We start from the raw sequence: 25,900 nt of genomic DNA, 5'->3' as shown, positions 1-25,900 counted from the left end.
AAATTCAAAAAAAGTTCAATAAATGTTCAAAAAGTGTTGAGAAATGCACTTGATAAAGTGGAATTATGATCAGGGGATTTGATATATGCAAACGAAAGGGACAAATCCTTTTAGTAAATAAAAAATCAGGCTTACTTCATTTTTATGAAATAAGCCTGTTCCATAGGAGGATGTATATATGTAGAGTGAATAAAAGGTTGGAAAAGGGGGTCCAAATCCTTTTATTCAACCAACTACCTTAATAAATTGGAACCCAACCTTCTGTTGTAACAAAAATACGAATAGCTACAACTTGGCGATCATCTTGCAAGGTAAAATAATGCCTAGCATTTTCAGGAACAGATATAAGATCACCAGGTTCAAGTTCAACATCAAAGAATCGACCATCTTTTCCTTCAATAGCAAAGATGCCATGGCCACTGACAATAAAGCGAACTTCATCGTCAGTATGATGGTGTTCTTTTTGAAAATTAATTAATAACTCGTCAAGGTTAGGTGTGCTACTTGAAAGTGAAATTACATCATGAGCTTTATAACCTCGGCGTTCTGAAACATCAGCAATTTCTTTTGAAAACAATGTTAATATTTCAGCTTTGTTTTCATCTGTTAAGGAGTAAGTTTCTTTTAAATGAGTAGGAAGTTTAGAAATATTCCATTTCTCATATAAAACACCTTCTCCTTGTAGAAAACTTGATACTTCCACTTCATTTTCAATACGAACATTTACTTCATGAATACGAATTTGCGCCATTAGAAACGCCTCCTTGAATTGATAATAGTTTTATATGGAATTGGAATAAAAACTCATAAGCTTCTAATCTTTTCTTTGCATCAAAGCTATCTCGCCCCCATACGGTAATGCCATGGTTTCGAATTAATACTGCTCCTGAATCCCCTTGTATATGTGTTCGGAATTTCTCTCCAAGTGTTGGGATATGAGCATCATTTTCGATAATAGGGATGTTAATCGTTGCACCTTCTTCCCAAATATCAAGAGCTTTAATGATTTCTTGGTTCCGAAGAGACACTGTATCGCTATACAAATTTGTGATGACATTGTTATCAGTTGTATGAACATGAAGGACGCAACCAGCATCCGTGTTATTATAAATATGTGTATGTAATATCGTTTCAGCTGAAGGGCGTAGTTCAGTATCTGAAACAGGAAGTCCTTCGTGATTTACAAGTAAGAAGTCATCTGGAGTTGTTTTGGTTTTGTCTTTCCCACTTGCTGTAATAAGAAAAGTAAGCGGATCATGGTTTACTTTTATAGAAATATTCCCACTTGTTGCTGGAAACCAATTACGAATTGTTAATTCTTTTTTTATCTCGCTTAAGTTATGCCATTGACGGAAAAGCTGTTTCATGATTTCACCTCCAACAAATGTTGTAACTCAGATTGAATATCGTAAAACGTTTCAAATGGTGTATAAGCAATATGATTCTCTTCACATTTCGTAATAAGGAAGTCGCGAGCGAATACTTTATCGGCTTGTTTTGTTGCTTGTAAATCAGTAATGGAATCCCCTATTACAATATGAAAATCATCTGTAGAGCTTAGTTTACGAATCAATGATGATTTACAGAGACCACAACTATGATGACATTGTTCATCACAAGGATGAGGCCATTTCACTTCAACATAATCTCCTGAAAAATCAGTTGCATTACAATAAATTTGATCTTTAGGGACTATTCCTTGTAAGAGTGGATAGACGAAGAAATCCATCCCGCCAGAAATAACATAAAAAGAAATGTTTTTTTTATTTGCAAATTGTATAAATTCTTTAAAGCCAGCACGAATTTCCGCTGTTTCTTTTAGATGCTTAATAATGTCGTTGTGTAAAGTGGTAGGTAATAATTTAAATAATTGAGAAACACCTTCTTGAATAGAAAGTTCTTGTGATAAAATTCTTTCTTTTATTCCCTCAGCTTCTGGTGGTGCGAAATATTCCATGATGGACATGATATTATCATTATTTGTGATCGTACCATCGAAATCACAAAACACTTGAATACTCATAATTTCACCTCATAAGATGGATTTCCCCATATTTGTAGCGCACTTTGCAAATTAATCTCATCTACTTCATGGAGTGGAATGTTTTGCAAAGTGGCTTCAATTGCTGCTCGGAAAGCCTTTCCGCCGCCCTGTGCTCCATTTGGGTGGCCATGTATACCACCACCAGCGTTAATAACAACATCCTTACCAAAATCACGAAGGATAAAGGGAACGAAACCAGGATGAATTCCAGCAGATGGGACAGGAAAGCTTTGTTTGAAAAACGTGTCTTCTTCAGTCAATTTCTTTGTAATAAGAAGAGCTTCTTCTTTTTCTAATGCGACACTACCGTATGGTGATGGGAATAAAGAGAAATCAGCACCAGCGTAACGTAGTAATTTTCCAAGTAGTAATGGAGAAGAGAATCCGTATAGTTTCGATGAAGCGTAAGCGCCACTTACAGCAGGATGTGCCATAATAGGAATTGGAATTTCATCATCTTCTACAAGTGATTGCAGTACATCTAGCCCGTAAGAAAATACATTGAATAAAAGAATGTCTGCTCCAGCTACCACTGCACGTTTCGCATTTTCTTTTAAATCATAAGTTCGTCCTGTTAAATTTACTGCATACAAAGTTTTATGACCGTATGTTTCATATACAGATTGTAATACTTCTTTTCCACATTCGATTCTTTTCGTAAGTGGTGTTAATGAATTTTCAAATAAGATTTCATCATCTTTTACAATATCTATTCCACCAATTGCTTGATCGCGTAGTTGTGTTTTTAAATATCCAATATTACGGCCTATCATCCCTTTAAAAATACTCATTAGAAGAGGGCGATCTTGAACTTGTAACAGGTTTCGAATACCATCAATTCCAAATTTCGGTCCAGGGAACTGTTTTTTTAATTCGTCTGAGAATGTTAAATCTATTAGTTTAATTTCACCATCTAGCGATAGTTTTCCAAACGTTGTTGTCAAAATGGCTGGTAAGTCTGGGCTGAAGTTCAGTGATGGATAATGAATTTTAATAATTCCACGTGTTACCTTTTTAGCAAGATAAGAGTTTATATGCTCTTGTTCGTCTAATTCTTCTATATGAATGACATTCCCTTTATGTTGTTTTAATTGTTCTTGTAATAAGTGTGGTAAATGAGTCCATGAACCAATTGTTAAACCAATTGCAATTTGTTCTGCTTTTCTTTCTAAGTTGTGAGAATCATCATGGATTAAATATGTCGCTATAATTCCGCTCATTGTTATAACCTCCTAGTTAAATAAAAAAACCTCTCAGCTAAGGAGAGGTTTTTTTACAACCAGCTCCTTATCTGTCAGCGTAACGCTGCGAGAATTAGCACCGTGTCTACAATTGTAGATCGGTTGCCGGGCTTCGTCGGGCTCGTCCCTCCACCTGCTCTTGATAAGAAGTATTTAGAAATGTTTAAATTTTTATGATATCTGAATTTTGTCAGATATCTTTTATGTTGTCAATGACTTTTTGAAAATTTTTAATTTATCGATTCGATTAATGGCTTCTTGCAATCGTTCCTCCGTATGTAATAGACCGACACGAACATAACCTTCGCCATGTTCACCGAATCCAACACCAGGGGCAACAGCGACATGGGCCTCTTCAAGTAACATATCAGCAAATTGTTCAGAAGTGAAACCTTCTGGGACAGGAAGCCATGCAAAGAATGATCCTTTTGGAATAGTTACATTCCATCCGATTGAATGACAAGCTTTAATAAGAGCATTTCTTCGAGATTCATAACAATTTACAAGTTCTACTACACAAGACTGCGGGCTTAATAGAGCCTCACGGGCAGCTTCTTGTACAGCTCCAAAAATACTAACATACATATGATCTTGTAATAAGTTAATCGTTTCAATGACACTTTCATTGCCGACAGCAAAAGCGATACGCCATCCGGCCATATTGAAAGTTTTTGATAAAGTGTAGATTTCAATGCCGGTATCTTTGGCGCCGTCTGCTTGCAAGAAACTAACGGGCTTTTTTCCGTCAAATCCGATAGCACCGTATGCAAAATCGTGAACAACTAATATATTATGCTTATTAGCGAAATGAATTGTTTCATCAAAGAATTCTTTTGATGCTACAGCCCCAGTTGGATTATTAGGGTAGTTCAAAAACATTAACTTTGTTTGTTTGGCAATAGAGTCATCTATTTTTGAATAGTCCGGTAAAAAATTATTTTCTGAGACAAGTGGCATTATTTCAAAGTGTGCTTTTGCTAAAGAAACACCAGATAAATAATCTGGATACCCTGGATCTGGAACGAGAATAGTATCACCAGGGTTTGTAAAACAAAGTGGTAATTCAACGAGTCCAGCTTTTCCGCCAAATAAAATAGCGACTTCGGTAGCGGGATTTACTGTCACTCCGTATTCACGTTCATAAAACGTGGCAACGGCTTCTTTTAAGCTTTCATGTCCGCGAAATGGCGGATATTTATGATGAAGGGTCTTTTCTGCCGCATCTTGTAAAGCTTTTACGATATGCGACGGTGTTGGTTGATCTGGATTTCCTTGACCTAGATTAATAACATCGTGACCAGCTGCAACGACTTTGTTAACTTTTGCAACAAGTGAAGCGAAAAATTGTGTCGGCAATGATGTTACTACCTCGGAAGGTTGAAAATTTTTCATACTTTCCACCTCTTTTGAAAGTTGTTACAATTCTAGTGACAAATGATATAATCTTTCCAGTATTTTGTAAAGAAAAAATAATGAATGGGGCTGACAAAATGAAAGTCGCATGTATTCAAATGGATATCGTATTTGGGGATGTGGAAAAGAATATTGAAAATGCAAAAAAACAAATAAGCGAAGCTATGAAAGAGCAGCCGGATGTTATTGTACTGCCAGAACTATGGACAACAGGTTATGATTTAACGAGGCTTTCTGAGATTGCGGATAGGAATGGATTGGAAACGAAAGATATGTTGAAAGAATGGTCAAAACAATATGGTGTACATATTGTTGGTGGTTCTATAGCAAAGCAAACGAAGCAAGGTGTTACAAATACGATGTATGTTGTAAATCGCGAAGGGCAGCTAGTAAATGAATACAGTAAAGTGCATTTATTTCAGCTTATGGATGAACATAAGTATTTAATCGCTGGTAATGGAACAGGTGAATTTACGCTAGATGATGTAGAGTGCGCGGGAGCAATTTGCTATGACATTCGTTTTCCAGAGTGGATGCGTGTTCATACTGCTAAAGGCGCAAAAGTTTTATTTGTTGTAGCAGAGTGGCCGTTAGCCCGTTTAGCACATTGGCGCTTGCTTTTGCAAGCGAGAGCAGTTGAAAACCAGTGTTATGTTGTGGCGTGTAATAGAGCAGGAAAGGATCCGAATAATGAGTTTGCAGGTCATTCTTTAATTGTGGATCCTTGGGGTGAAGTTGTTGTAGAGGTAAGTGAAGAGGAATCTATTTTATTTGGAGAGCTTAAACTCGAGAAAATTAAAGAAGTACGTAAAGGAATTCCAGTGTTCGCTGATCGCCGTCCAGAATTATACAAATAAAATGTTGACAAATGATTTTTATTCTTGGTATAGTCTTCATCATAAAGTTGAAAATTCAAAAATATACAACTCTTATCAAGAGCAGGTGGAGGGATTTGGCCCGATGAAGCCCAGCAACCGACCGTAATACCATTGTGAAATGGGGCGTTTATTACGCCAAAAAGGCACGGTGCTAATTCCAGCAGAAAGTAAACTTTCTGGCAGATAAGAGGGGAGAAGATAAACTTCAAACCTCTTTCTTCGTGGAAAGAGGTTTTTCTTATGTTGAAAAACCTCTGAATTAAAAGGAGGAGAAGACGGTGGGATATTATTCATTAACAGAAGAAACAGCTGTGCAATACGCAAAAGAACATGGCTATTTTGAAAAGAAAGCAACTGTAGTCTGCCATGAAATTGGGGATGGCAATTTAAATTACGTCTTCAAATTAGATGATGGAGAGAAGACGATTATAATAAAACAAGCACTTCCATATGCAAAAGTAGTTGGTGAGAGCTGGCCACTGTCTATAAAAAGAGCGACAATTGAAAGTAAAGCACTGCAAATTTTTGCGAAGTATGTACCGGAATACGTTCCGGAAGTATACAGTCATGATGAGAAGCTGGCAGTAACAGTAATAGAAGATTTATCAAGGTTGACAATTACAAGAAAAGGATTAATAGACGGAGAAGAGTATCCGCTTTTATCTCAGCATATCGGTCGTTTTCTAGCACATGTTTTATTTTATACTTCAGATTTCGGCTTACGCTCAGAAGAGAAAAGAGTGTTGGATGGCACATTTGTTAATCCGGATCTTTGTAAAATTACAGAAGATTTAGTATTTACAGATCCATTTGGTCATTATGATACGAATGATTATGAGCCAGATTTGAAACTAGTAGTTGATGAACTTTGGAGTGACAAAACTTTAAAATTAAAAGTAGCGCAGCATAAATATAAGTTCTTAACGAGAAAAGAAGCGCTCATTCATGGGGATTTGCATACTGGTAGTATTTTTTCATCACCTGCTGAAACGAAAGTAATTGATCCAGAGTTCGCAACTTATGGCCCGTTTGGATTTGATTTAGGTCAATTTATTGCAAATTTATTGTTAAATGCGTTATCGCGAGAAGAGGAAAAAAGAAATGTGTTGTTTTTCCATATAGAGAAGACATGGAGTTATTTTGTAGAAGCTTTTACGAAGTTATGGATTGGAGAAGGTGTAGAAGCATATACGAAAGAAAAGCAATGGTTACCAATTATTTTGCAAAACATTTTTAGTGATGCTGTTGGATTTGCCGGATGTGAACTTATTCGTAGAACAATTGGCTTAGCGCATGTAGCTGATTTAGATGAAATAGCAGATAAAGAAAGAAGAATCCAAGCTAAGAAACAAGCACTTTACTTAGGAAAAGAACTATTAAAATATGAATCAAAGAGCGCAGATATTCAACTGTTTCGAACATTATTTCAACATACAGTTTCAGGAGGCATAAAGGCATGAGTACAATTATTACTGTTCCGAGATCTGTAAGTTGGAAAGGCGATGCCATTGCGGTATTAAATCAAACCAAACTACCGCATGTCACTGAATACAAAACATTAACGACTATTGAAGAGGTATGGAAAAGCATCATTATGTTAGAAGTACGCGGAGCACCTGCAATTGGAATTGTAGCTGCGTTTGGTTTGGCACTTGCGGCAAAGAAATACAATGCACCAAATATCGATGAATTTCAAAAGAAGTTTAATCGAGATTGTAATTATTTAGGGACATCACGTCCGACGGCAGTGAATTTATTTTGGGCAATCGATCGTATGAGAGAATCTATTCAAGAGATTACTACAATAAAAGAAGCACAAAAAATATTAGAAGACGAAGCGCTTCGCATTCAACAAGAGGATGAAGAGGTGTGCCGAAGTATTGGAGAACATGGTTTAACATGTTTTAAAGACGGTGATAAAATTTTAACAATTTGTAATGCAGGGAGTATTGCAACTGCTAGATATGGTACCGCATTAGCACCGTTTTATATTGGGAACGAGAAAGGTGTGCATTTACATGCGTATGCGTGTGAAACGAGACCAGTGTTACAAGGTGGTCGTTTAACGACATGGGAATTAGAGCAAGCAAACATTGATGTAACGCTTATTACGGATAATACGGCAGCTCATGCAATTCGAACGAAAGAAATTAATGCAATTATCGTAGGGGCAGATCGAATCGTTGAAAATGGTGATACTGCTAATAAAATAGGAACATTAAATTTAGCTATACTAGCAAAGTATTTCGGTATCCCATTTTATGTTGCAGCTCCGCTATCTACATTTGATATTACGAAACAAACAGGTGCTGAAATTGTCATTGAAGAAAGAGACGAAACAGAAGTTACGAAAATTTTTGGGAAACAAGTGGCGCCAATAGGTACTCCTGTATTTAACCCTGCATTTGACGTAACACCACATGAATTAATTACAGGTATTATTACTGAGAAGGGTATTTTAAGAGGGGATTATAAAGATGAAATTACGTCATTATTTAAAAAACAAGCTAATTAATAATAGCTTGTTTTTTTATGCCTAAAGTTTTCTTTTTCCCTTATTTATGTAATGAAGGGAGGAGAGAAGGATGGAAGAGTGGATCTCGATGATAGGTAATGTGGGGTTTCCGATTGTTGTAACATTATATTTACTACATCGTATTGAAAGTAAATTAGATGGAGTAATTGTTGCAATTGAAAAACTCCCGCAACAATTACTAAAGTATGAAGATCCTCGCGATAGAAAATAGAATAAAGTTTGCTCTTTGTGAGCAAACTTTATCCCGCTATGTGCGGGATAATAATCAGTGAGGATGGACAAAATCCTCACTGATTAAAGTTTCACGTTATTTCTCTTATTGAGCAGTATAACCACCGTCGATAACGACAGCTTGACCAGTTATACCTTTTGCTTTTTCACCAGCTAAAAATATAGCATAATCAGCAATTTCTTGTACTTGTAACAATCTTTTCTGTGGTACAAGTGGATAAATGACATCTTCTAAAACATTTTCAAGTGGTACATTCCGTGTAGTTGCTAAGTCTTGTAGTTGATTGCGTACAAGGGGGGTATCAACATATCCAGGGCAAAGAGCATTTACAGTAATTCCATGAGTTGCTCCCTCTAAAGCAGCCACTTTTGTTAATCCAATTACTCCGTGTTTCGCACTATTATAAGCAGCTTTTCCAGCAAATCCGATAAGGCCGTTAATAGAAGCAATATTAATAATTCGCCCATATTTTTGGTTCTTCATAATAGGAAAGGCATGCTTAATTGCGATAAACGGAGCAATCTGCATAATTTTAATAAGAAGTTCGAACTTATCCGTTGGAAAATCTTCAATTGGTGAGACATGTTGCATTCCGGCGTTATTAATTAATATATCTAATGAACCGAAATGAGTAACTGTTTGAGAAATTGCTGCTGCAATTTCTTCTTCGGAGGTAACGTCACATTTTAAACCGATAGCTTGAAAACCTTCTTTTTGTAATTGTTCAGCAGCTTCTTTTGCACGATCTTCAAGGCGATCACTAATGACAACTTTTGCACCTTCTTTTGCGAAAGCATTTCCCATTTCATAACCAATACCGCTCGCAGCACCTGTTAAAAAAACAACTCGATTTGTAACCATGATGAAAAACACTCCTTCATAATAAAGTGAAATTTTAATCAGTGGAGGGCATCCCTCACTGATTATTAGCCCACAAATAGCGGGCTAATAGTTCTCTTATTGCTCTATTTAGAGAAGCGATAATGAAATTCCTGCAAACATTTGGAAATAATGTCGTTAGCTATCTTGCTTTGCAAAATAGCCTCTGCTATACTATTTTGTAAAGCGAGATACTTACGCTTATCTACCTTGTAAAACAAGATAGTAGGAGGATTTGAATTATGTCGACAAGTCAAATGCTAAAAGGGATTTTAGAAGGTTGCCTCCTTGCTATTATTTCTGAAGGTGAAATATATGGTTATGAAATGAGTGAAAAACTAGCGAAATATGGTTTCACAATGGCAAGTGAGGGGAGTATTTATCCGTTATTAATACGAATGCAAAAGGAAGGATTAATAACAAGTGTAATGAAGGAATCTCCATCTGGCCCAAAGCGAAAATATTATACATTAACAGAAAAAGGCGAAGAAGCACTAGATGAATTTATGGATCGCTGGGAAGCGATGCAAAGTAGTGTAGAGCGTCTACTGGAAGGGAAGAGGAGCAGAAAATAATGCTATCAAATGAAGCACGCAAGTTTTTATTAGATATGAGATTATTTTTGACTGCAAAGGGTGTTAAAGAAAGTGATGTTCATAATTTTTTAGAAGATGCAGAACTCCATTTAATTGAAGGTGAGAGTGATGGGAAAAGTGTAGTAGACATTTTTGGGAGTTCACCGAAAGAATACGCAAATGAACTTGTAAAAGTGATGGAAAAGGATAGACAGGAAACGTGGAAGCAAATTGGCTATACGGTAATGAATATCGTTTCGTTTTGGATTATCGGTTCTATTCTAGTAGTCAATAATGGGATTCTACAGATTTCGTTTATTCAATGTGTTGGATATAGCCTTACATTGATTCTAGCTATTATTGGTCCTAATTTTCTACTTCGTAAAATGACCTTTTTGACAAGTTTTACAAAAAACTGGTTTTCTATGTGGTTTTTAGTAATGATAGCGCCAATGTTTTTATTAGGTGTAGTTATTATATTAGATGTGATATATCCTACAACGATGTTTACGTTCACTCTAGTACAAAGTTATATATTGGCTGGGATAATTTTCATTATCACGGTAGTTATAAATGTATATTTTGAAGGATGGTTTAAAAATTTATACTTAATCATTCCACTTTCTATTATGTTAGTTTTTAAAACATTTACATCAGAAGAACTAATTCCAATGTTATTTCAAATTATATGTTTATACGGAAGTTTATTTGTTTTAATTTTCCTTGAAATTATGATGAAGGCGAATAAAAGAGAGACGGTCAAATAAGGGAGGGGTTATGATGCAAGTTTCTAAAGAAGGGGAAAAGTTTTTAATCGATACGAAAGTGTATTTAATAACGAAGGGAATTAAAGAAGAAGATGTGGATGCTTTTCTAGAAGATGCAGAGCTTCATTTAATAGAAGGTGAGAAAGAGGGAAAGACGGTAAGTGATATATTTGGTGATTCACCAAAAGCATACGCGGAAGAGTTAGCGAAAGAGATGGAGAAGGATAAAAGCGGGAGTATAAAAAGTATTCTTGCAATGATAATTGGTGTTGGTGGGTATTGGTTATTAACTCATATTTTGTTTAATAATCCAAATCAGCAATTTACACTAACTAATGTACAATTAATTGGTTATCCAATCGTATTAATGATTACGATCGTCGGAACCATTGTTGCGTTTAGAATGTCTTCTTTTAAAAGTAAGTTAGTAGAGTTCGGAATTATTTATATGATAGTGATGGTCCCTATTCTATTATTAGTATTATTGATGTTTATTGATAAATGGTACGGTACATCTGTCTTACAATTGACGACAATACAAACTTATATATTAGCCGCAATTATCTTTTTGTTACTTCTTATTGGTGAAGTGTATGTTCTTGGTTGGATGGGCGTTCTTGCGTTAATTGTCCCTTTAGTAATTATGTTTATATTTAAAGACTTAGAAGAGAGGAATATATTTTGGGGAATTGCAAAGGTTTTACTTATGTATGGTAGTTTATATGGATTAATGAGATGGTATTTAAAAATTGAAGAGAAAAAAGTGTGAATTAGGTGTTTAATAAGAAAAAGGCTGCTCTAGATATGCAATATAATATTTCCAAAGAAATATTATATTAGGATTTTTAGAGGGGTTACGTTTACTTTTAGTTGTATATTTTTATTTCTGGCAGCCGGTATTTGCTTTGTTGATGTGAATATGATGTTTTAAACAGTAACAATATTGTTACTGTTTTTTTCTGTGTAATAAAGGACTTTGTAAAGAAAGAGCTTTTTGCTCATTTGTTAATAATGAATTGATATGAACTTGATCAGGGCGGGGGACTATAGGATACATAAGGTTGGATGGAGAAGGATGATGTTCAGAACCTGTTGGAGAATGGGGATCAGCGTGCGTAAGTTTTCCATGAATCCGCCTTGTAAATAAAATATGACCAATTTCGTGAGCGAGGGTGTATATATTTTTTATTGGAGCAGCTGAGTTTGTTAAAACGATATAGCCAGTGAGTTGCTGTTGCTTCGCTAAAGAGTAAGCGCAGGCAATTACTGCCGTTTCTTTGAAATAATCACTAGCGATGTAGCAAATGTACAAATCACAATTTGGGGATTCGGAAATACAAGTGTTAAAAAAAGATGATAATTTCGGTTGGTTTTGAATAGAGTTTTTATAACTAATTTCTCCATTCGTAAAGCGGAATAACTCGTTTAATACAATTACATCTTTAATTTGAAATGTAATGGGATACCATATTGATTCTGCGACAGCTAAATCTTTTGCGATACGTTCGTCTGAAATATCAGCTCCTGGGGTAATGCAAATACATATATTTAAATATTGATCCATTGAAAACACCTCAAATGGAAAAAATTCTTCCTATAATATATGTGAGGAAAAGGTGGTAGGTATGGATAAAAACCCTAGTTGTCATTACTTCTATTTTTGGAGGCGTATAACCGTTTTTGTTGAAATATATATAATATAAGTCGAAAAAATTTCATAGTTCTATAACGTAGTATGGTCATCTTTTTGATATAGTAAAGAAAAGGGGGAGTATATATGTATACATTAAAAATTGTTTCAGACAGAGAAGCTCTTTATCAATTTGCGAGCTATGTAAGAGTTGTGCAAGGGGTTGAAGATGTATATGTAGAGGTGGGAGAACCTTTATATGAACATCCATTAATGAAATTTCATGTACATATTACAATTGAAGAAAAATATGACCAATATAAAGCGCTACAAGAAATAGCTAGATTAGTAGAATTGGGGCGTTTTACATATGTCCATTATCGTAATGAGGAAATTGAAGAGGCTTTTGAAACTGTAAAATACGAAAGTCTTAGAAAATAAAGGTAAAAAAGGAAGCGAAAGCTTCCTTTTTTAATTGAAAATTACATCAACAAAGGGAAGAGAATTTTGTTATGATAAGGAAGGGTCAGGAAAGGAGAGTTTGCATATTGGGGTATATTGAAGAGTTACGCAAAGTAGTTGGTACGAGACCACTTATTCTAGTAGGGTCAGCAATTATTATATTAAATGATAATCAAGAAGTATTGCTTCAATATCGTTCAGATACATATGATTGGGGTGTACCTGGTGGGGCGATGGAACTGGGTGAAACGACAGAAGAAACTGCTCGTAGAGAATTATTCGAGGAGACGGGGCTAAGTGCGAAAATAATGCAATTTCTTGGTGTTCTTTCAGGAAAGGAAGTTTATTTCCGTTATCCAAATGGAGATGAAATTTTTAATGTAATTCATCTTTATCAGGCGCATCATGTAAGTGGAGAATTAAGGCTGGATCATGAAGGGCTGCAGCTTCAATATTTTCCGGTAGATAAGTTACCGAAATTGAATGAAACGACAGAGAAGATTTTACAAAAATTTTTATATGCATTAACAGAATAGAAGGTTAATTCCTTCTATTTTTATTATATTAAATATTTTGATTTTTTAGTATGTTTATAGTATGATAATGGTAGACATACATCTTATGGAAATCCATCTAAAAACTTATTAGGGTACATAAGAGAGGGGCAAGTACAAAATGCATAATGTTGTCATTACAGCTGCAGTTCGTTCACCAATTGGAACTTTTGGAGGAGCACTAAAAAATATAACACCAGTAGAATTAGCTGTTCCTGTACTTCAGGAAGCTGTAAAAAGAGGCGGAGTGGAGCCACATGAAGTTGATGAAGTAATTTTAGGTCATTGTATTCAAAGAACTGATGAAGCAAATACGGCAAGAACGGCTGCATTAGCGGCAGGATTTCCTGACACAGTTACTGGTTATACGATTCAACGTCAATGTTCTTCAGGTATGCAAGCGATTATGTCCGCTGCAATGCAAATCCAATTAGGTGTAAGTGATATTGTTGTTGCAGGTGGAGTAGAAGCGATGAGTTCGAGCCCTTATGCATTAAAACAACACCGCTGGGGACAACGTCTACAGCACGGAGAAATTCGTGATACGGTGTGGGAAGTTTTAGAAGATCCGATCCATCATATTATGATGGGGGAAACAGCGGAAAACTTAGTTGAACAATATGAAATTACAAGAGAGGAACAAGATGAAGTTGCGCTTCGTAGTCATACATTGGCGCTGCAAGCGATTGAATCTGGATATTTTGACGATCAAATTGTTCCTATTACGATAAAAGAACGTAGAAAAGAAGTTGTATTTGCAAAGGATGAACATCCACGTGCAGATATTACAGCTGAAAAATTAGCAGGATTAAAACCAGCTTTCCGTAAAGATGGATCAGTAACTGCAGGGAATGCATCTGGTCTTAATGATGGAAGTGCAGTTCTAGTATTAATGAGTGAAGAAAAAGCGAAGGAAAAAGGCTTACAGCCATTAGCTAAAATTGTTGGATATTCAGTAGCTGGAGTAGATCCGAAAATTATGGGGATTGGACCGGCACCAGCAATTCGCAAAGGATTAGAAAAAGTAGAGTGGTCATTAGAAGACGCTGATTTACTTGAAATTAATGAAGCTTTCGCTGCGCAATATTTAGCTGTAGAGAAAGAATTAGGTTTAGATCGTGAGAAAGTGAATGTAAACGGTAGTGGTGTAGGACTTGGACATCCAATCGGTTGTACAGGAGCTCGTATTACGGTAAGTTTAATTCACGAATTAAAACGACGTGGATTAGAAAAAGGTATTGCCTCTCTATGCGTTGGAGGCGGTATTGGAGTAGCATTATTTATAGAAGCGCTATAAAAAAGAGGCAGCGATTGCTGCCTCTTTTTTTATGACTCAAATAAATGATGAAATAATCGATCGCGATTTTCAAAGAAAAGTTTCGTCGTTTGGTAATGCTCCGTTTCTTCTAATGTCGATTCGTGAATCCCTTCTTGAGTTAAAGAGTATATAGTAGATTCGGGATAAGCCATTAAAATAGGAGAATGGGTCGCAATAACAAATTGTGAACCTTGTTCAGCTAGTTCATGCATACGAATAAGCATTGAAAGTTGTCTCATTGGGGATAAAGCTGCCTCAGGCTCATCTAAAATGTATAAACCTTGCCCTGAAAAACGATTCATAAATAATGAGAAGAATGATTCTCCATGGGATTGTTCGTGTAGTGAAATACCACCATAAGAATTAATAACTTTTTCCCCAAGTCCTTCTGAATCGTTATCCATTTCATCAATGTAAGAAGCGACGTTATAAAATGATTCGGCACGTAGAAAGAATCCGTCTTTTGGTGTGTTGAAACTTTTTGAAATTCGAATGTATTCATGTAAAGGTGAATGTGAATCATACGTGTTAAAACGGAAGTTCTTCGTTCCTCCTTCTGCATTAAAACCTAGAGAAACTGCAATTCCTTCGAGTAATGTTGATTTACCAGTTCCATTTTCTCCAATAATGAATGTTACATTCGGATGGAAAACGAGTGATTGTAATGTTCGGATGGCCGGTAAACAGTATGGATATGCGGAAAAACTAGGGATATTTTCTTTTTGTAATGAGACACTTTTTAAAAAGGGTGTTTCGATCAATGTACAAACCTCAATTCATAAGGGATTTTGTTTCTAAAAAAGCAGCGAATACAAGTGTAAGACAGCTTGCTAATAATATCGTATATTGAAGTGCGCCAAAACCGAGACCTTCCCATCCGAAAGTCATTCTCTTCAATATAAAAATGAAAAGAACGCTTATAAAGCCAACTAGAGCAGGCGTATATTTTATAATGTTAAAGTTCTTCCATAGAAAAAATCCTATGTATGTACTTATTAAAAGAATAGAAAGAATAAGAGAAAAGAAAAGTGTTAACGACACATGAACCTCTCCTTATTATCTGAATATTTCATGTGATTATAACATTTAAACTATCATATTCCAATGTGAAAATAAATATTGCATAGAGATTGTTCATGTCGTTATGATAGAATGTATTCTATTGAAAATATGAAAAGGAGTTAAAACATGCCGTTTACATTTGCACATCCAGCAGCTGTTCTCCCTTTCGCTAAGAAACATTCTAGCTATATTTCAGTGACGGCTCTTATATTAGGTAGTATGGCACCTGATTTTGAATATTTTTTACATTTTAGGCCATACGGTATTATTGGACATACATGGTCTGGGTTTTTATATTTGAATTTACCACTTGTTATTTTATTAGCATATGCATATCATCGTATTTTAAAAGGACCATTTATAACACATTTACCTAAGCCTTTTGCTAGTTATTATAAATATGTAGTAGATGAGAAGTGGGGGCTTTATACATGGAAAGATCTTTTTGTATTTTGCTATTCTGCTCTATTCGGTATGGTGACGCATGTAGTTTGGGATGCGTTTACCCATAAGACAGGCTATTTTGTTGTGAAAATGCCGTTGTTACAGCAAGGATTACATGGTATTCCAATTTATAAATATGTGCAGCATGGGAGTACATGTTTTGGTCTACTATTACTAATATATGTACTATGGAAATATAGGAGAGAAACGGATAAAGATACTAGTTTAGCTTCGGAAAAAAGGAAATATTGGGCTTCATCAATCGTTGTGGCAGCCATTATATTTATCGTTCACGCGTTATTAGACCCCTATTTTCATATTTTCCAAATAGGAGGTATAATAGTAGCTGGACTGACAAGTTCGTTTTGTGGACTTCTCATTGTTTCTATAGTTTACAAAACAAGGGACTAATTGTGTATTTTAATGAATGATAGTGTTAGGAGAAATTAAATGATGAAAGCATGGAAAAGTATTTTTGTTTTATGTAGTTTTCTTCTTATGTTAAGTGGTTGCTTCCATCAAGAAGAAAAGAAAGCAGAGCCTAAAAAGAAAGAATCTATTCCAGAAACAAAAGAGTATGGTGGGCGTGAGCTTAAAAAAGTAGGGCAAAAGGTGAAAGAAAAAGGATGGGGGACTTTTGAATTAGAACAGATCAATTCTGTGAATCAAACATTTGAAGTGGCCCCAATGAAAATTCACGTACAAGACGTTAAAGTAATCTCATTATCACAAATGAGCAAAGATGCAAAAAATACATTAAAAGTGTATACTGCATTAACTCCTGAAGAAGTAAAGCGTAGATTGGGAGATAAAGTTAGTCAAGAAGATGCTGAATTATACGCATCGTTAAGTGGAACAGAGATTAGTGATACGATTCGTTATGTTGAAATTACATATAAGGTAGAAAATAGTGGAGATAAAAATATGCAATTTTTCTCTATGAATGATGTTACAATAAATGACAAACAACATTTTAATGTAGCGACTCAAAACTTTTTATACGATGAAGACACCCTCGTTGGTACAAAGAGTGTATCAAGGGAAGATTATAAGCCTGGTGAGACACGAGAAGGAATTATCGGTCTAATACTCGATGATGGAAAAGAAAAGGTAAAGGATATTAAGTTTACGACAGATGATTTAGCAGCAGGAGATACAAATGAAACTGTTAAAGAACCGCAAACTTTTAATATTTCACTTTCTAAATAAGATATCTTAATAATAATGTAAGAAAAAACAGTCAGCATTCAAAATTATGCTGACTGTTTTTTTAGTTCTTTAACGTATGACTCTACATTTTGAAAAGGCACTTTAATTTTAAAAGCATCTTTTTGTTCATTAAATTGTTTTTCATTATAAGGACCGAATCGTTTATTGTGTTTTACATCGATAATCCAATAATGTTCACTTTTTTTATTTGTTATTGCTGAATCAGGATTATTTGGATCTGATTTTTCCTCAATTTGTTTTGCGATAATATATTTATCATCCCAAGCAATCTCTGTAATTTTTGCAGGGATATACTGTGTTGCATATACAGCATCCTGTGTGGGGAAAAGTTCAAATGCATCTCCAGAAGTATGCATGAGTTCGTATTCATCGTTAATCGTATAGGTTAAATGATTTGTATTGCCTGCACAACCTGTTAATAAGAATGCGGCAAATAGGATTATCCATCTTTTCAATATGGGAACCTCCTTTACAATGCTGTTGTAACACATTGTACAAGAAAAGTAAGAGAAACGCTAGTTTACAATGTTTTTTAGAAGTGGTACGATGAAACGGGTAAAGAAGGATATGAAGGAGTCGACACAGAATGAAGTTAAAGATGCATCGTCCAGCGCTTGTAATGAATCGCATAGGTGCTTCCCTTATTGACATGTTTTTAATCTCGGTTACGTACGGTGCAGTAGTAGCTATTATCACCGGAAACTATAGTGCTATTTTTAATCGTTTTAATATAAGTTTAGGTGACTATAGGTATGACCTCACACTTGTTTTCGTATTAATGGCAATAAATTTTATTATGTTACCTTTTCTTTGGAACGGTTCTACACTTGGTAAAAAGGTAACAAGAACAAAAATAATCTCATTAACGAGTGAAAAACTAACGTTACAAACATTAATAATACGATTTTTTGTATTATTATTACCAGGCATATTATTACTTGGAATTCCATTAATATGCAATGTATATATGATGTTATTCCGCAAAGATAATTGTGGCTTCCATGATTTAATTGCAAAGACGAAAGTGATGAGTCTTGTATAAGCGATATGTAAATTATGTATTCTATTAAAAATAATAGTAATAAAGTGGGGGGAATCAGCGTTTCTCTCCCTATTGATTATAAGCCATACCAATCGTGCTTTTACGAGCAGTGAGACTCCCATTTAATTTAGATGGGAGTCTTATTTAAATTTTGTAAAAATAATCATTTACCTCTTATTATTTTACAAAATTCGATAAATGGAATTGATATAATGGAATTTATATAGGGCGGATATCTCCTATATAGTACCCTCCATATTGCTGAAGGATGTTTAAAGAAGCGAGTAGCTAATTCAAACATCCTATTTTTTGTTTTAATAGATTGAAAATTAAGAAAATGATATAATGAATGCACATAATATTGTTATATAACAAAGGGGGAAGTTAGAATGACGGGAGGTAGCTTGATTTTTTGGGGAATTCTTATTTTTATAGGTTTAATTTTTGATCAATATAATAGTAAGAAAAAAGAAGGAGTAAAAAAGTAAACGTTTACAATTCATAGTGTTAACTTTTCCTGCTTGCAGACTAATCTAATAAAGGAGTATACTGAATGACGGTAAGACTTATAGAAGGGGTAATGAAAATGAAGCTTGCAGGAAAAGTTGCCATTGTAACTGGTGGTGGCATCGGTATTGGACGTAGTACAGCTCTTTTGTTGGCTAAGCAAGGCGCAAAAGTAATTGTGACGGACATTGATCAAGAAAGTGGACAAGCAACAGCGGATGAAATTACGAATCTAGGCGGAGAGGCACTTTTTGTCTCCTATGATATGGAAAAGCAAGGAGATTGGCAACGAGTTATCAGTTTTGCAATGGAGGCATACAGTCGTGTTGATATGCTTTTTCAAAATGCTGGTCTATATAAAATAGATTCTATTTTTTCCCGTCAACAAGAGAACGATTCCAATGTACTTTGTATTAATGACGTTTGGATAGAGATAAAACAATTAACGTCATCTTTTATGAAACAGCAAGAAGAAGTGGTGCTCAGTGACTTACCGGTTTTCGGTATTATTAGCACGAAAGGACAATCATTTCATACAATAGAACCCCTAGTATAATAATGGAAAACCGCCCTCAGCATATATGTGGACGGTTTTTTTGTATGTTATATATTAAGAATTTACTTTTTAACGAATACGTTGTTCGGTTTGACTATCAAAGAAATGTGCTTTGTTCATATCAAATGCAAGTTTAATTTGGTCACCAGGTGAAAAAGTATGTCTTGCATCAACACGTGCTGCGAAATCTTGACTTCCAAGTTTCATATATAAAATGGATTCAGCACCTAACAACTCTGCAACTTCAATTTTTGTTGTGAAAGTAGTAGTTTGTGAAGCTTCTAAAAATAATAGTTCATCATGAATATCTTCTGGACGAATACCTAAAACAATTTCTTTGTTTACATAGCCTTGTTCGCGTAATAACTTCATTTTTCCTTCAGATACTTTAATCTTTAGTGCATTTTCTATAACGAAATCGGTTTCAGTTAATTTTCCACGGAAGAAATTCATTGCTGGTGAGCCGATAAATCCACCAACGAAAATATTTTCAGGTGTTTCATATACTTCTTTTGGAGTTCCGATTTGTTGGATTTTCCCGTCTTTCATAACAACAAGACGTGAAGCCATTGTCATTGCTTCTGTTTGATCATGTGTTACGTAAATTGTCGTTGTGCCAAGGCGGTGATGTAATTTGGAAATTTCTGAACGCATTGCAACACGTAGTTTTGCGTCTAAGTTTGATAATGGTTCATCCATTAAGAAAACTTTTGCGTCTCGAACAATTGCTCGACCTAATGCAACACGTTGGCGTTGTCCACCTGATAACGCTTTTGGTTTTCTATTTAAATATTCTTCAAGCCCTAAAATTTGAGCGGCATCTTTCACTCGACGGTCGATTTCATCTTTCGGTATTTTTCGAAGTTTTAATCCAAATGCCATATTATCATATACACTCATATGTGGATAAAGAGCGTAGTTTTGGAAGACCATTGCGATATCTCGATCTTTTGGAGGAACATCGTTCATTAGCTTACCATCAATTGAAAATTCTCCCTTTGAAATATCTTCAAGGCCAGCCACCATTCGTAGTGTTGTAGATTTTCCGCAGCCAGAAGGACCAACGAATACGATAAATTCTTTATCTTGAATATGTAAATTAAAATCTGTTACGGCTGTTACGTTATTATCATATATTTTATAAATGTTTTCTAATTTCAGTTCTGCCATGATATTTCCCCCTAGAAATTTATGCAAACGTTTTCTTTGAATTCATTATAAACGAATAGATTCAAAAAAGAAATAAAAACACTAGAAAAAAATAAAACGTTTTCATTCTTCTTATTGAATATATAATAAGTTCCGTATGTTTTCTTAAAAAAAGAAAATAAACATTGTAAGCGCTATTTTAAATTTGGATAGAATCTGTTATCATTCAGTAATGAAAACGTTTGCGCCTTAAAAAAGAAAAAATTTATAGTATAGATGAAATGGGGTAGCATAATGGAAAAGCAATGGTGGAAAGAAAGTGTAGTATATCAAATTTATCCTCGTAGTTTTATGGATAGTAACGGTGATGGTATAGGTGATCTTCGTGGAATTCTTTCGAAGCTAGATTACTTAAAAGAATTAGGTATTGATGTAATTTGGTTATCACCAGTCTATGAATCTCCAAACGATGATAACGGTTATGATATAAGTGATTATTGTAAAATCATGCATGAGTTTGGATCAATGGGAGATTGGGATGAACTATTGCATGAAATGCATAAACGTAATATGAAACTTATGATGGACTTAGTTGTTAATCATACTTCAGATGAACATAATTGGTTTATTGAATCACGTAAATCGAAAGATAATGAATATAGAGATTACTATATATGGCGTCCTGGAAAAGACGGGAAAGAGCCGAATAACTGGGGAGCAGCTTTTAGTGGATCTGCATGGCAGTATGATGAAATGACAGATGAATATTATTTACATCTGTTTTCCAAAAAACAGCCAGATTTAAATTGGGATAATGAAAAGGTAAGACAAGATGTTTATGAAATGATGAAGTTTTGGTTAGAAAAAGGAATTGATGGATTCCGTATGGATGTTATTAATTTTATTTCTAAAGAAGAAGGCTTACCAGCCGTTGAAACTGACGAAGAAGGATATGTTTCAGGTCATAAGCATTTTATGAACGGTCCGAACATTCATAAATATTTGCATGAAATGAATGAAGCGGTATTGTCTCATTATGATATTATGACAGTTGGTGAAATGCCAGGAGTAACGACAGAAGAGGCTAAATTGTATACAGGAGAAGACCGGGACGAATTGCAAATGGTATTCCAATTTGAACATATGGATTTAGATTCTGGAGAAGGCGGGAAATGGGATGTAAAGTCATGTTCACTCCTTACGTTGAAACAAAATTTAACAAAATGGCAAAAAGCATTAGAACAAACGGGATGGAATAGTCTTTATTGGAATAATCATGATCAGCCGCGCGTTGTATCTCGTTTTGGTAATGATGGGGTTTATCGTACTGAATCAGCGAAAATGTTAGCGACAGTACTTCATATGATGAAGGGAACACCGTATATTTATCAAGGGGAAGAAATCGGAATGACCAATGTTCGCTTTGAATCAATTAATGAATATCGAGATATTGAAACACTAAATATGTATAAAGAAAAAGTTATAGAGCGTGGCGAAGATAAAGATAAGGTGATGCAATCTATTTATATAAAGGGCCGAGATAACGCTAGAACTCCGATGCAGTGGGATGATAGAGAACATGCTGGATTCACAACGGGTGAGCCTTGGATTGCGGTAAATCCTAATTACAAAGAGATTAATGTGAAACAAGCGATGCGAGACGAAGAATCAATTTTTTATTACTATAAAAAGTTAATTGAGTTACGCAAAAACAATGAAATAGTAGTATATGGAGCATATGATTTAATACTAGAAAATAACCCGTCTATTTTTGCTTATGTAAGAACGTATGGAGAAGAAAGACTTCTTGTTATTGCAAACTTCACTGCCGATGAATGTGTATTTGAATTGCCTGAGGACATCATTTATAGCGAATCAGAGTTATTAATACACAATTACGACGTGGAAAGCGGATCGATAGATAACATTACATTACGTCCATATGAAGCAATGGTGTATAAATTAAAATAAGAAAAAGCCTTATGCCCGAGCGGCATAAGGCCTTTTCTATTACCATTTTAATATTGAGAATCCATACGGAGGGAGTGTAACTTGTAGTACACTTGCTTCCGCTGAAAATTCTTCATTTGTATATATATTGATTATTTTTTTTCCTGTAATATGAATAGGAAGTGGAGCTGTAACTTCATCGTTAGTAGGATTTAGAACGAAAAAGATAATTTCATCTTCATATGTTTTTGTATAAGAAATATAATTATGCTCATTATTTGCTTCGATGAATTGGAAAGTACCATGTCCTCCAAATGCTTTATATTGTTTCCGTAATGAAATTAATGTTTGTATATGTGTAAATAATACATGGTCTTGTTCTTTTGTATCCCAAATCATACATTTGCGGCAATCCGGGTCCATTCCGCCATCCATACCGATTTCATCTCCGTAATAAATACAAGGAGAACCGATGAAAGAAAGGTGGAATACATAGAGTAACTTTAACTTATTTTTATCTCCTTTACATGTTGTTAAAATTCTTGGTGTATCATGGCTGTCTAATAAATGAAATGCTGCTTCATTTACATTCATAGAGTAGGAATGTAGAGATTCTGTAATTTGTTTCATGAATTCACTTGCTTTAATGGAGTCGTTAGCAAAGTAAGAAAGTAGAGCGTTTGTAACAGGGTAGCTCATTACAGCATCAAATTGATCACCTTGTAGCCATGGGAGTGCATCGTGCCAAATTTCTCCTAAAATATATACTTCAGGATTTATTGTTTTTATTTCACTTCGGAATTCTCTCCAAAAACTATGATCGACTTCATTTGCTACATCAAGGCGCCAACCATCTATATGGAATTCTCTTACCCAATAACGACCTACTTCAAGTAAGTATTCTTTTACATCTGGGTGTGCAGTATTTAATTTAGGCATATATGGTGTAAACGCGAAAGTATCGTAATTAGGAAGTGGCTCGGTTATGATCGGAAATTCATGAATGTGGAACCACTCTTTATAAGCTGACTTCTCGCCATTTTCTAGTACGTCTTGGAATTTATCGAAAAAATATCCACTATGATTAAAAACAGCGTCAAGCATTACTTTTATACCATGTTTATGACACGCTTGAACGAGTTCTTTAAAAGTTTCTTTTGTCCCAAATTGTGGATCGATTTTCATGTAGTCAATTGTGTCATATTTATGATTCGAATGAGCTTTAAAAATAGGAGTGAAATAAATGCCGGAGATTCCAAGCTTCGCAAGATAATTAAGATTTTGAAGAATCCCAGCAAAGTCACCTCCGAAAAAATTAGTCGCAGTTGGCTCTGTACTTCCCCAAGGAAGAGTATCCTCCGGATTTATTGCGCTATCCCCGTTAGCAAATCGTTCTGGGAAAATTTGATACCATACTGTGTCTTTAATCCAGGACGGGGCTTTGAAAACATCTTTTGCATGAATAAACGGAAAACAGAAAAAGTTACCAACATCGTCATTTGGGATGTTAGAAAAAAAACCGCGCTCTGTATAAATAAGAGTTTCTGCATCATTTTTTAATTCAAATCCATAACGTAAGCGTTTAAACTTTGGTTCGATCGAAATTGACCAATAATCAAATAGCTCAGTAGAACCAGTTTTTTTCATCGATGTACTTGCTGTAATCCATTTCCCATCTTGCCATTCGTAAGGATCACCGTAGATAAGAGTGGCGGTGTGAACATCGTTTCTTTTTGTACGCATCCGGATGTGAATCGTTTTTTCGTCGTAAGCGTATGCATAATTATCTTTTGGCCTATGATAAATCGCTTCTTTAAACATATAGAAAATCCCCCTTTAATATCTCTATACATATCGTTCCCTTAAACGTAATAATAAAGAATGTGTTGCAAACGATTGCTTTTCTCATAACTTTAATATTGCTTATAAGAGTAGTATTCATTTCATATAAAGTCAATGTATAAAGAGTAGAAGAAGATTATTTTGAAAATTAATATTTGCAAAATGAATAAAAGGATGTATAATGATAGACAAATAGCGCAAACGTTTTCATAGATTATGATATTGTTTGCGCTTCTATTAAACTATCTAATGCAAACGTTTTCAATCAAAAGGTACATAGACAATTTAGGGAGGTTTTTGGGATGAAGAAAGCATTATCACTATTAACGATTTCAGCATTGTCAATCGGTATGTTATCTGCATGTGGACCGAAAGATTCAGGGAAAAAAGAAGCAAGTAAAGAGAAGAAGGATTATGATCTTCTCGTTTGGGAAGATGAGAAAAAAGGTGTTGGTCTAGAGCCGGCAGTGGAAAGTTTTGAAAAGAAATATAATGTGAAAGTAAAAGTTGTAGAGGTTCAGATGACGAAACAAATAGAAAAACTTCGTCTCGACGGTCCAGCTGGTACAGGACCAGATGTTGTAACATTACCGCATGATCATATTGGTAATGCGGTAACAGAAGGGCTACTTTCAGAGGTGAAAGTGGATGATACGGTAAAAAATAAATTTACAGATCTATCAATAAAGGCACAAACATACGACGGAAAACTATACGGTTTACCAAAAGCAATTGAAACACCAATTTTTATTTACAATAAAAAATTCATGCAAAAAGCACCAGAAACGATGGACGAGCTGTTTAACTTCTCAAAAGACTTTACGAAGGATGGCAAGTACGGATTTTTAGCATTAGGAGATAACTTCTACTTTGCTAACGCGTTTATGGCGGGTATGGGCGGTTATGTATTTGGTGAAAAAGATGGAAAACTGACTCCGACAGATATTGGATTAAATAATAGTGGTGCAGTACAAGGTGCTGAATATATTCAAAAATGGTATAAAGAAAAATTATTACCAAAAGGAATTATTGGTGAATCTGGCGGTTCAGCTGCAGATGGATTATTTAATGAAGGAAAAGCAGCATCTATTATGAACGGACCATGGGCATTCCAAGCGATGGAAAAGGCTGGAATTGATTATGGTGTTGCTCCAATGCCGAAATTACCAAACGGTCAACCGATGAAAACATTTGTTGGGGTAAAAGGATGGCATGTAACAAGCTTCTCTAAACAAAATGATTTAGCTACAAAATTCACTGAGTGGGTAACAAATGAAGAAAACGCGAAAATTCGATTTGAGAAAACAAAAGAAATTCCTCCAGTTAAATCAGTAATGGAAGATCCAGTTATTAAAGATAATGAGGCTGCAAAAGCAGTTGCGACTCAATCAGAAAATGGAATTCCAATGCCAAATATTCCAGAAATGCAAGAAGTTTGGAAACCAGCTGGAGATGCGCTTCAATTAGTTGTATCAAATAAACAAGAGCCAAAAGCAGCACTTGATGATGCAGTGAAACAAATTAAAGGTAATATTGAGGCAAATCATAGTAAGAAAAAATAAGGTGAAATTCGTGCCTCTAAATATGAG

29 protein-coding genes, 1 pseudogene and 2 riboswitches are annotated in these 25,900 nt (G+C 35.0%); of the genes and pseudogenes, 18 read left to right on the top strand and 12 right to left on the bottom strand.

The window, feature by feature from the left end; translation table 11 throughout:
- Positions 1-238 precede the first annotated feature (238 nt).
- From ACTFQM_RS15205 to ACTFQM_RS15185, 5 genes are all read right to left on the bottom strand, one after another.
- Positions 239-751, bottom strand: coding sequence for a 1,2-dihydroxy-3-keto-5-methylthiopentene dioxygenase (locus ACTFQM_RS15205; RefSeq protein WP_025150387.1), 513 nt, complete (start codon positions 749-751; stop codon positions 239-241).
- Entirely contained in the window at positions 729-1,367 is a 639-nt protein-coding gene (locus ACTFQM_RS15200; RefSeq protein WP_440035070.1) for a methylthioribulose 1-phosphate dehydratase, read from the bottom strand. Before ACTFQM_RS15200 ends, ACTFQM_RS15205 begins: the two co-directional genes overlap by 23 nt.
- Positions 1,364-2,023: a 2-hydroxy-3-keto-5-methylthiopentenyl-1-phosphate phosphatase gene (locus tag ACTFQM_RS15195; RefSeq protein ID WP_440035068.1), complete on the bottom strand. Its 660-nt coding sequence runs from the start codon at positions 2,021-2,023 to the stop codon at positions 1,364-1,366. The genes ACTFQM_RS15200 and ACTFQM_RS15195 overlap by 4 nt, the downstream gene beginning before the upstream one ends.
- Positions 2,020-3,264, bottom strand: coding sequence for a 2,3-diketo-5-methylthiopentyl-1-phosphate enolase (gene mtnW / locus ACTFQM_RS15190; RefSeq protein ID WP_048374077.1), 1,245 nt, complete (start codon positions 3,262-3,264; stop codon positions 2,020-2,022). Before mtnW ends, ACTFQM_RS15195 begins: the two co-directional genes overlap by 4 nt.
- Positions 3,265-3,328: 64 nt before the next feature.
- A riboswitch (SAM riboswitch) is annotated at positions 3,329-3,434 on the bottom strand.
- 52 nt (positions 3,435-3,486) lie between these two features.
- Positions 3,487-4,677: a pyridoxal phosphate-dependent aminotransferase gene (locus ACTFQM_RS15185; protein WP_440035067.1), complete on the bottom strand. Its 1,191-nt coding sequence runs from the start codon at positions 4,675-4,677 to the stop codon at positions 3,487-3,489.
- 14 nt (positions 4,678-4,691) lie between these two features.
- Here ACTFQM_RS15185 and ACTFQM_RS15180 point away from each other — a divergent pair, with 14 nt between their 5' ends.
- The 4 genes from ACTFQM_RS15180 to ACTFQM_RS15165 all read left to right on the top strand — a co-directional run bounded on the left by ACTFQM_RS15180 (position 4,692) and on the right by ACTFQM_RS15165 (position 8,323).
- Entirely contained in the window at positions 4,692-5,555 is an 864-nt protein-coding gene (locus ACTFQM_RS15180; RefSeq protein WP_440035788.1) for a carbon-nitrogen family hydrolase, read from the top strand.
- 69 nt (positions 5,556-5,624) lie between these two features.
- Positions 5,625-5,766, top strand: a riboswitch (SAM riboswitch).
- Positions 5,767-5,854: 88 nt separating this feature from the next.
- Positions 5,855-7,036 (top strand): S-methyl-5-thioribose kinase, encoded by a 1,182-nt coding sequence (gene mtnK, locus ACTFQM_RS15175; protein WP_002173269.1) that lies wholly within the window; start codon positions 5,855-5,857, stop codon positions 7,034-7,036.
- Positions 7,033-8,091 carry an S-methyl-5-thioribose-1-phosphate isomerase gene (gene mtnA / locus ACTFQM_RS15170; protein WP_440035066.1) on the top strand — a complete coding sequence of 353 codons (1,059 nt, stop codon included), beginning with the start codon at positions 7,033-7,035 and terminating at the stop codon, positions 8,089-8,091. The genes mtnK and mtnA overlap by 4 nt, the downstream gene beginning before the upstream one ends.
- Before the next feature lie 70 nt (positions 8,092-8,161).
- On the top strand, positions 8,162-8,323 hold the full coding sequence (locus tag ACTFQM_RS15165) for a YvrJ family protein (RefSeq protein WP_002173267.1): 162 nt from the start codon (positions 8,162-8,164) through the stop codon (positions 8,321-8,323).
- Positions 8,324-8,428: 105 nt separating this feature from the next.
- On the opposite strand, the gene ACTFQM_RS15160 is transcribed toward ACTFQM_RS15165, so the two are convergent.
- On the bottom strand, positions 8,429-9,205 hold the full coding sequence (locus ACTFQM_RS15160; protein ID WP_048374072.1) for a 3-hydroxybutyrate dehydrogenase: 777 nt from the start codon (positions 9,203-9,205) through the stop codon (positions 8,429-8,431).
- Between the two features lie 260 nt (positions 9,206-9,465).
- Between ACTFQM_RS15160 and ACTFQM_RS15155 the strand changes: the two genes are divergently transcribed.
- The 4 genes and pseudogenes from ACTFQM_RS15155 to ACTFQM_RS15140 all read left to right on the top strand — a co-directional run.
- The gene (locus ACTFQM_RS15155) at positions 9,466-9,798 is read left to right on the top strand and encodes a PadR family transcriptional regulator (protein ID WP_048374071.1); all 333 of its coding nucleotides are present in this window, start codon (positions 9,466-9,468) and stop codon (positions 9,796-9,798) included.
- Entirely contained in the window at positions 9,798-10,565 is a 768-nt protein-coding gene (locus ACTFQM_RS15150; RefSeq protein ID WP_440035063.1) for a DUF1129 domain-containing protein, read from the top strand. Before ACTFQM_RS15155 ends, ACTFQM_RS15150 begins: the two co-directional genes overlap by 1 nt.
- Before the next feature lie 13 nt (positions 10,566-10,578).
- Positions 10,579-11,334, top strand: coding sequence for a DUF1129 domain-containing protein (locus tag ACTFQM_RS15145; protein WP_098473364.1), 756 nt, complete (start codon positions 10,579-10,581; stop codon positions 11,332-11,334).
- A gap of 33 nt (positions 11,335-11,367) precedes the next feature.
- Positions 11,368-11,496, top strand: a pseudogene (locus tag ACTFQM_RS15140) (DNA-binding protein); the annotation flags it as partial.
- A 15-nt stretch (positions 11,497-11,511) separates the two neighbouring features.
- Here ACTFQM_RS15140 and ACTFQM_RS15135 read toward each other — a convergent pair.
- Positions 11,512-12,129 (bottom strand): ImmA/IrrE family metallo-endopeptidase, encoded by a 618-nt coding sequence (locus tag ACTFQM_RS15135; RefSeq protein ID WP_002173262.1) that lies wholly within the window; start codon positions 12,127-12,129, stop codon positions 11,512-11,514.
- A 213-nt stretch (positions 12,130-12,342) separates the two neighbouring features.
- Between ACTFQM_RS15135 and ACTFQM_RS15130 the strand changes: the two genes are divergently transcribed.
- The 3 genes from ACTFQM_RS15130 (at position 12,343) to ACTFQM_RS15120 (ending at position 14,508) form a co-directional block, all read left to right on the top strand.
- Positions 12,343-12,636 (top strand): DUF3928 family protein, encoded by a 294-nt coding sequence (locus ACTFQM_RS15130; RefSeq protein WP_002173261.1) that lies wholly within the window; start codon positions 12,343-12,345, stop codon positions 12,634-12,636.
- A gap of 107 nt (positions 12,637-12,743) precedes the next feature.
- Complete coding sequence (locus ACTFQM_RS15125; protein WP_002173260.1) at positions 12,744-13,193, top strand: NUDIX hydrolase; 450 nt, start codon at positions 12,744-12,746, stop codon at positions 13,191-13,193.
- A gap of 139 nt (positions 13,194-13,332) precedes the next feature.
- Positions 13,333-14,508 carry an acetyl-CoA C-acetyltransferase gene (locus ACTFQM_RS15120; protein WP_440035061.1) on the top strand — a complete coding sequence of 392 codons (1,176 nt, stop codon included), beginning with the start codon at positions 13,333-13,335 and terminating at the stop codon, positions 14,506-14,508.
- Positions 14,509-14,537: 29 nt separating this feature from the next.
- On the opposite strand, the gene ACTFQM_RS15115 is transcribed toward ACTFQM_RS15120, so the two are convergent.
- Together ACTFQM_RS15115 and ACTFQM_RS15110 are read right to left on the bottom strand one after the other, a co-directional pair.
- Positions 14,538-15,290 (bottom strand): AAA family ATPase, encoded by a 753-nt coding sequence (locus ACTFQM_RS15115; RefSeq protein ID WP_025150400.1) that lies wholly within the window; start codon positions 15,288-15,290, stop codon positions 14,538-14,540.
- 10 nt (positions 15,291-15,300) lie between these two features.
- On the bottom strand, positions 15,301-15,570 hold the full coding sequence (locus ACTFQM_RS15110) for a hypothetical protein (RefSeq protein WP_440035060.1): 270 nt from the start codon (positions 15,568-15,570) through the stop codon (positions 15,301-15,303).
- Between the two features lie 147 nt (positions 15,571-15,717).
- Here ACTFQM_RS15110 and ACTFQM_RS15105 point away from each other — a divergent pair, with 147 nt between their 5' ends.
- Together ACTFQM_RS15105 and ACTFQM_RS15100 are read left to right on the top strand one after the other, a co-directional pair.
- Positions 15,718-16,446, top strand: coding sequence for a DUF4184 family protein (locus tag ACTFQM_RS15105; protein WP_440035058.1), 729 nt, complete (start codon positions 15,718-15,720; stop codon positions 16,444-16,446).
- A 39-nt stretch (positions 16,447-16,485) separates the two neighbouring features.
- On the top strand, positions 16,486-17,244 hold the full coding sequence (locus tag ACTFQM_RS15100; RefSeq protein WP_002173255.1) for a hypothetical protein: 759 nt from the start codon (positions 16,486-16,488) through the stop codon (positions 17,242-17,244).
- Positions 17,245-17,288: 44 nt separating this feature from the next.
- Here ACTFQM_RS15100 and ACTFQM_RS15095 read toward each other — a convergent pair whose 3' ends face one another.
- Positions 17,289-17,720: a DUF3997 domain-containing protein gene (locus tag ACTFQM_RS15095; protein ID WP_048374066.1), complete on the bottom strand. Its 432-nt coding sequence runs from the start codon at positions 17,718-17,720 to the stop codon at positions 17,289-17,291.
- A 131-nt stretch (positions 17,721-17,851) separates the two neighbouring features.
- On the opposite strand from ACTFQM_RS15095, the gene ACTFQM_RS15090 reads away from it, so the two are divergent.
- From ACTFQM_RS15090 to ACTFQM_RS15080, 3 genes are all read left to right on the top strand, one after another.
- Complete coding sequence (locus ACTFQM_RS15090; RefSeq protein WP_440035057.1) at positions 17,852-18,307, top strand: RDD family protein; 456 nt, start codon at positions 17,852-17,854, stop codon at positions 18,305-18,307.
- 389 nt (positions 18,308-18,696) lie between these two features.
- Positions 18,697-18,795, top strand: coding sequence for a hypothetical protein (locus ACTFQM_RS15085; protein ID WP_002173252.1), 99 nt, complete (start codon positions 18,697-18,699; stop codon positions 18,793-18,795).
- A 65-nt stretch (positions 18,796-18,860) separates the two neighbouring features.
- Positions 18,861-19,370: an SDR family NAD(P)-dependent oxidoreductase gene (locus tag ACTFQM_RS15080; RefSeq protein WP_440035055.1), complete on the top strand. Its 510-nt coding sequence runs from the start codon at positions 18,861-18,863 to the stop codon at positions 19,368-19,370.
- A gap of 69 nt (positions 19,371-19,439) precedes the next feature.
- Here ACTFQM_RS15080 and ACTFQM_RS15075 read toward each other — a convergent pair whose 3' ends face one another.
- On the bottom strand, positions 19,440-20,540 hold the full coding sequence (locus tag ACTFQM_RS15075) for an ABC transporter ATP-binding protein (RefSeq protein ID WP_071718771.1): 1,101 nt from the start codon (positions 20,538-20,540) through the stop codon (positions 19,440-19,442).
- 273 nt (positions 20,541-20,813) lie between these two features.
- Between ACTFQM_RS15075 and ACTFQM_RS15070 the strand changes: the two genes are divergently transcribed.
- Complete coding sequence (locus tag ACTFQM_RS15070; protein ID WP_440035053.1) at positions 20,814-22,490, top strand: glycoside hydrolase family 13 protein; 1,677 nt, start codon at positions 20,814-20,816, stop codon at positions 22,488-22,490.
- A 39-nt stretch (positions 22,491-22,529) separates the two neighbouring features.
- Here ACTFQM_RS15070 and ACTFQM_RS15065 read toward each other — a convergent pair whose 3' ends face one another.
- Complete coding sequence (locus ACTFQM_RS15065) at positions 22,530-24,290, bottom strand: alpha-glycosidase (protein ID WP_440035052.1); 1,761 nt, start codon at positions 24,288-24,290, stop codon at positions 22,530-22,532.
- Between the two features lie 323 nt (positions 24,291-24,613).
- On the opposite strand from ACTFQM_RS15065, the gene ACTFQM_RS15060 reads away from it, so the two are divergent.
- Positions 24,614-25,873: an extracellular solute-binding protein gene (locus tag ACTFQM_RS15060; protein ID WP_025150410.1), complete on the top strand. Its 1,260-nt coding sequence runs from the start codon at positions 24,614-24,616 to the stop codon at positions 25,871-25,873.
- Positions 25,874-25,900: the final 27 nt, after the last annotated feature.

The sequence above is a fragment of the Bacillus cereus group sp. MYBK30-2 genome (genome assembly GCF_051915945.1).
GTDB classification, from domain to species: domain Bacteria; phylum Bacillota; class Bacilli; order Bacillales; family Bacillaceae_G; genus Bacillus_A; species Bacillus_A paramycoides.
This window is presented reverse-complemented; position numbering and strand designations above follow the sequence as displayed.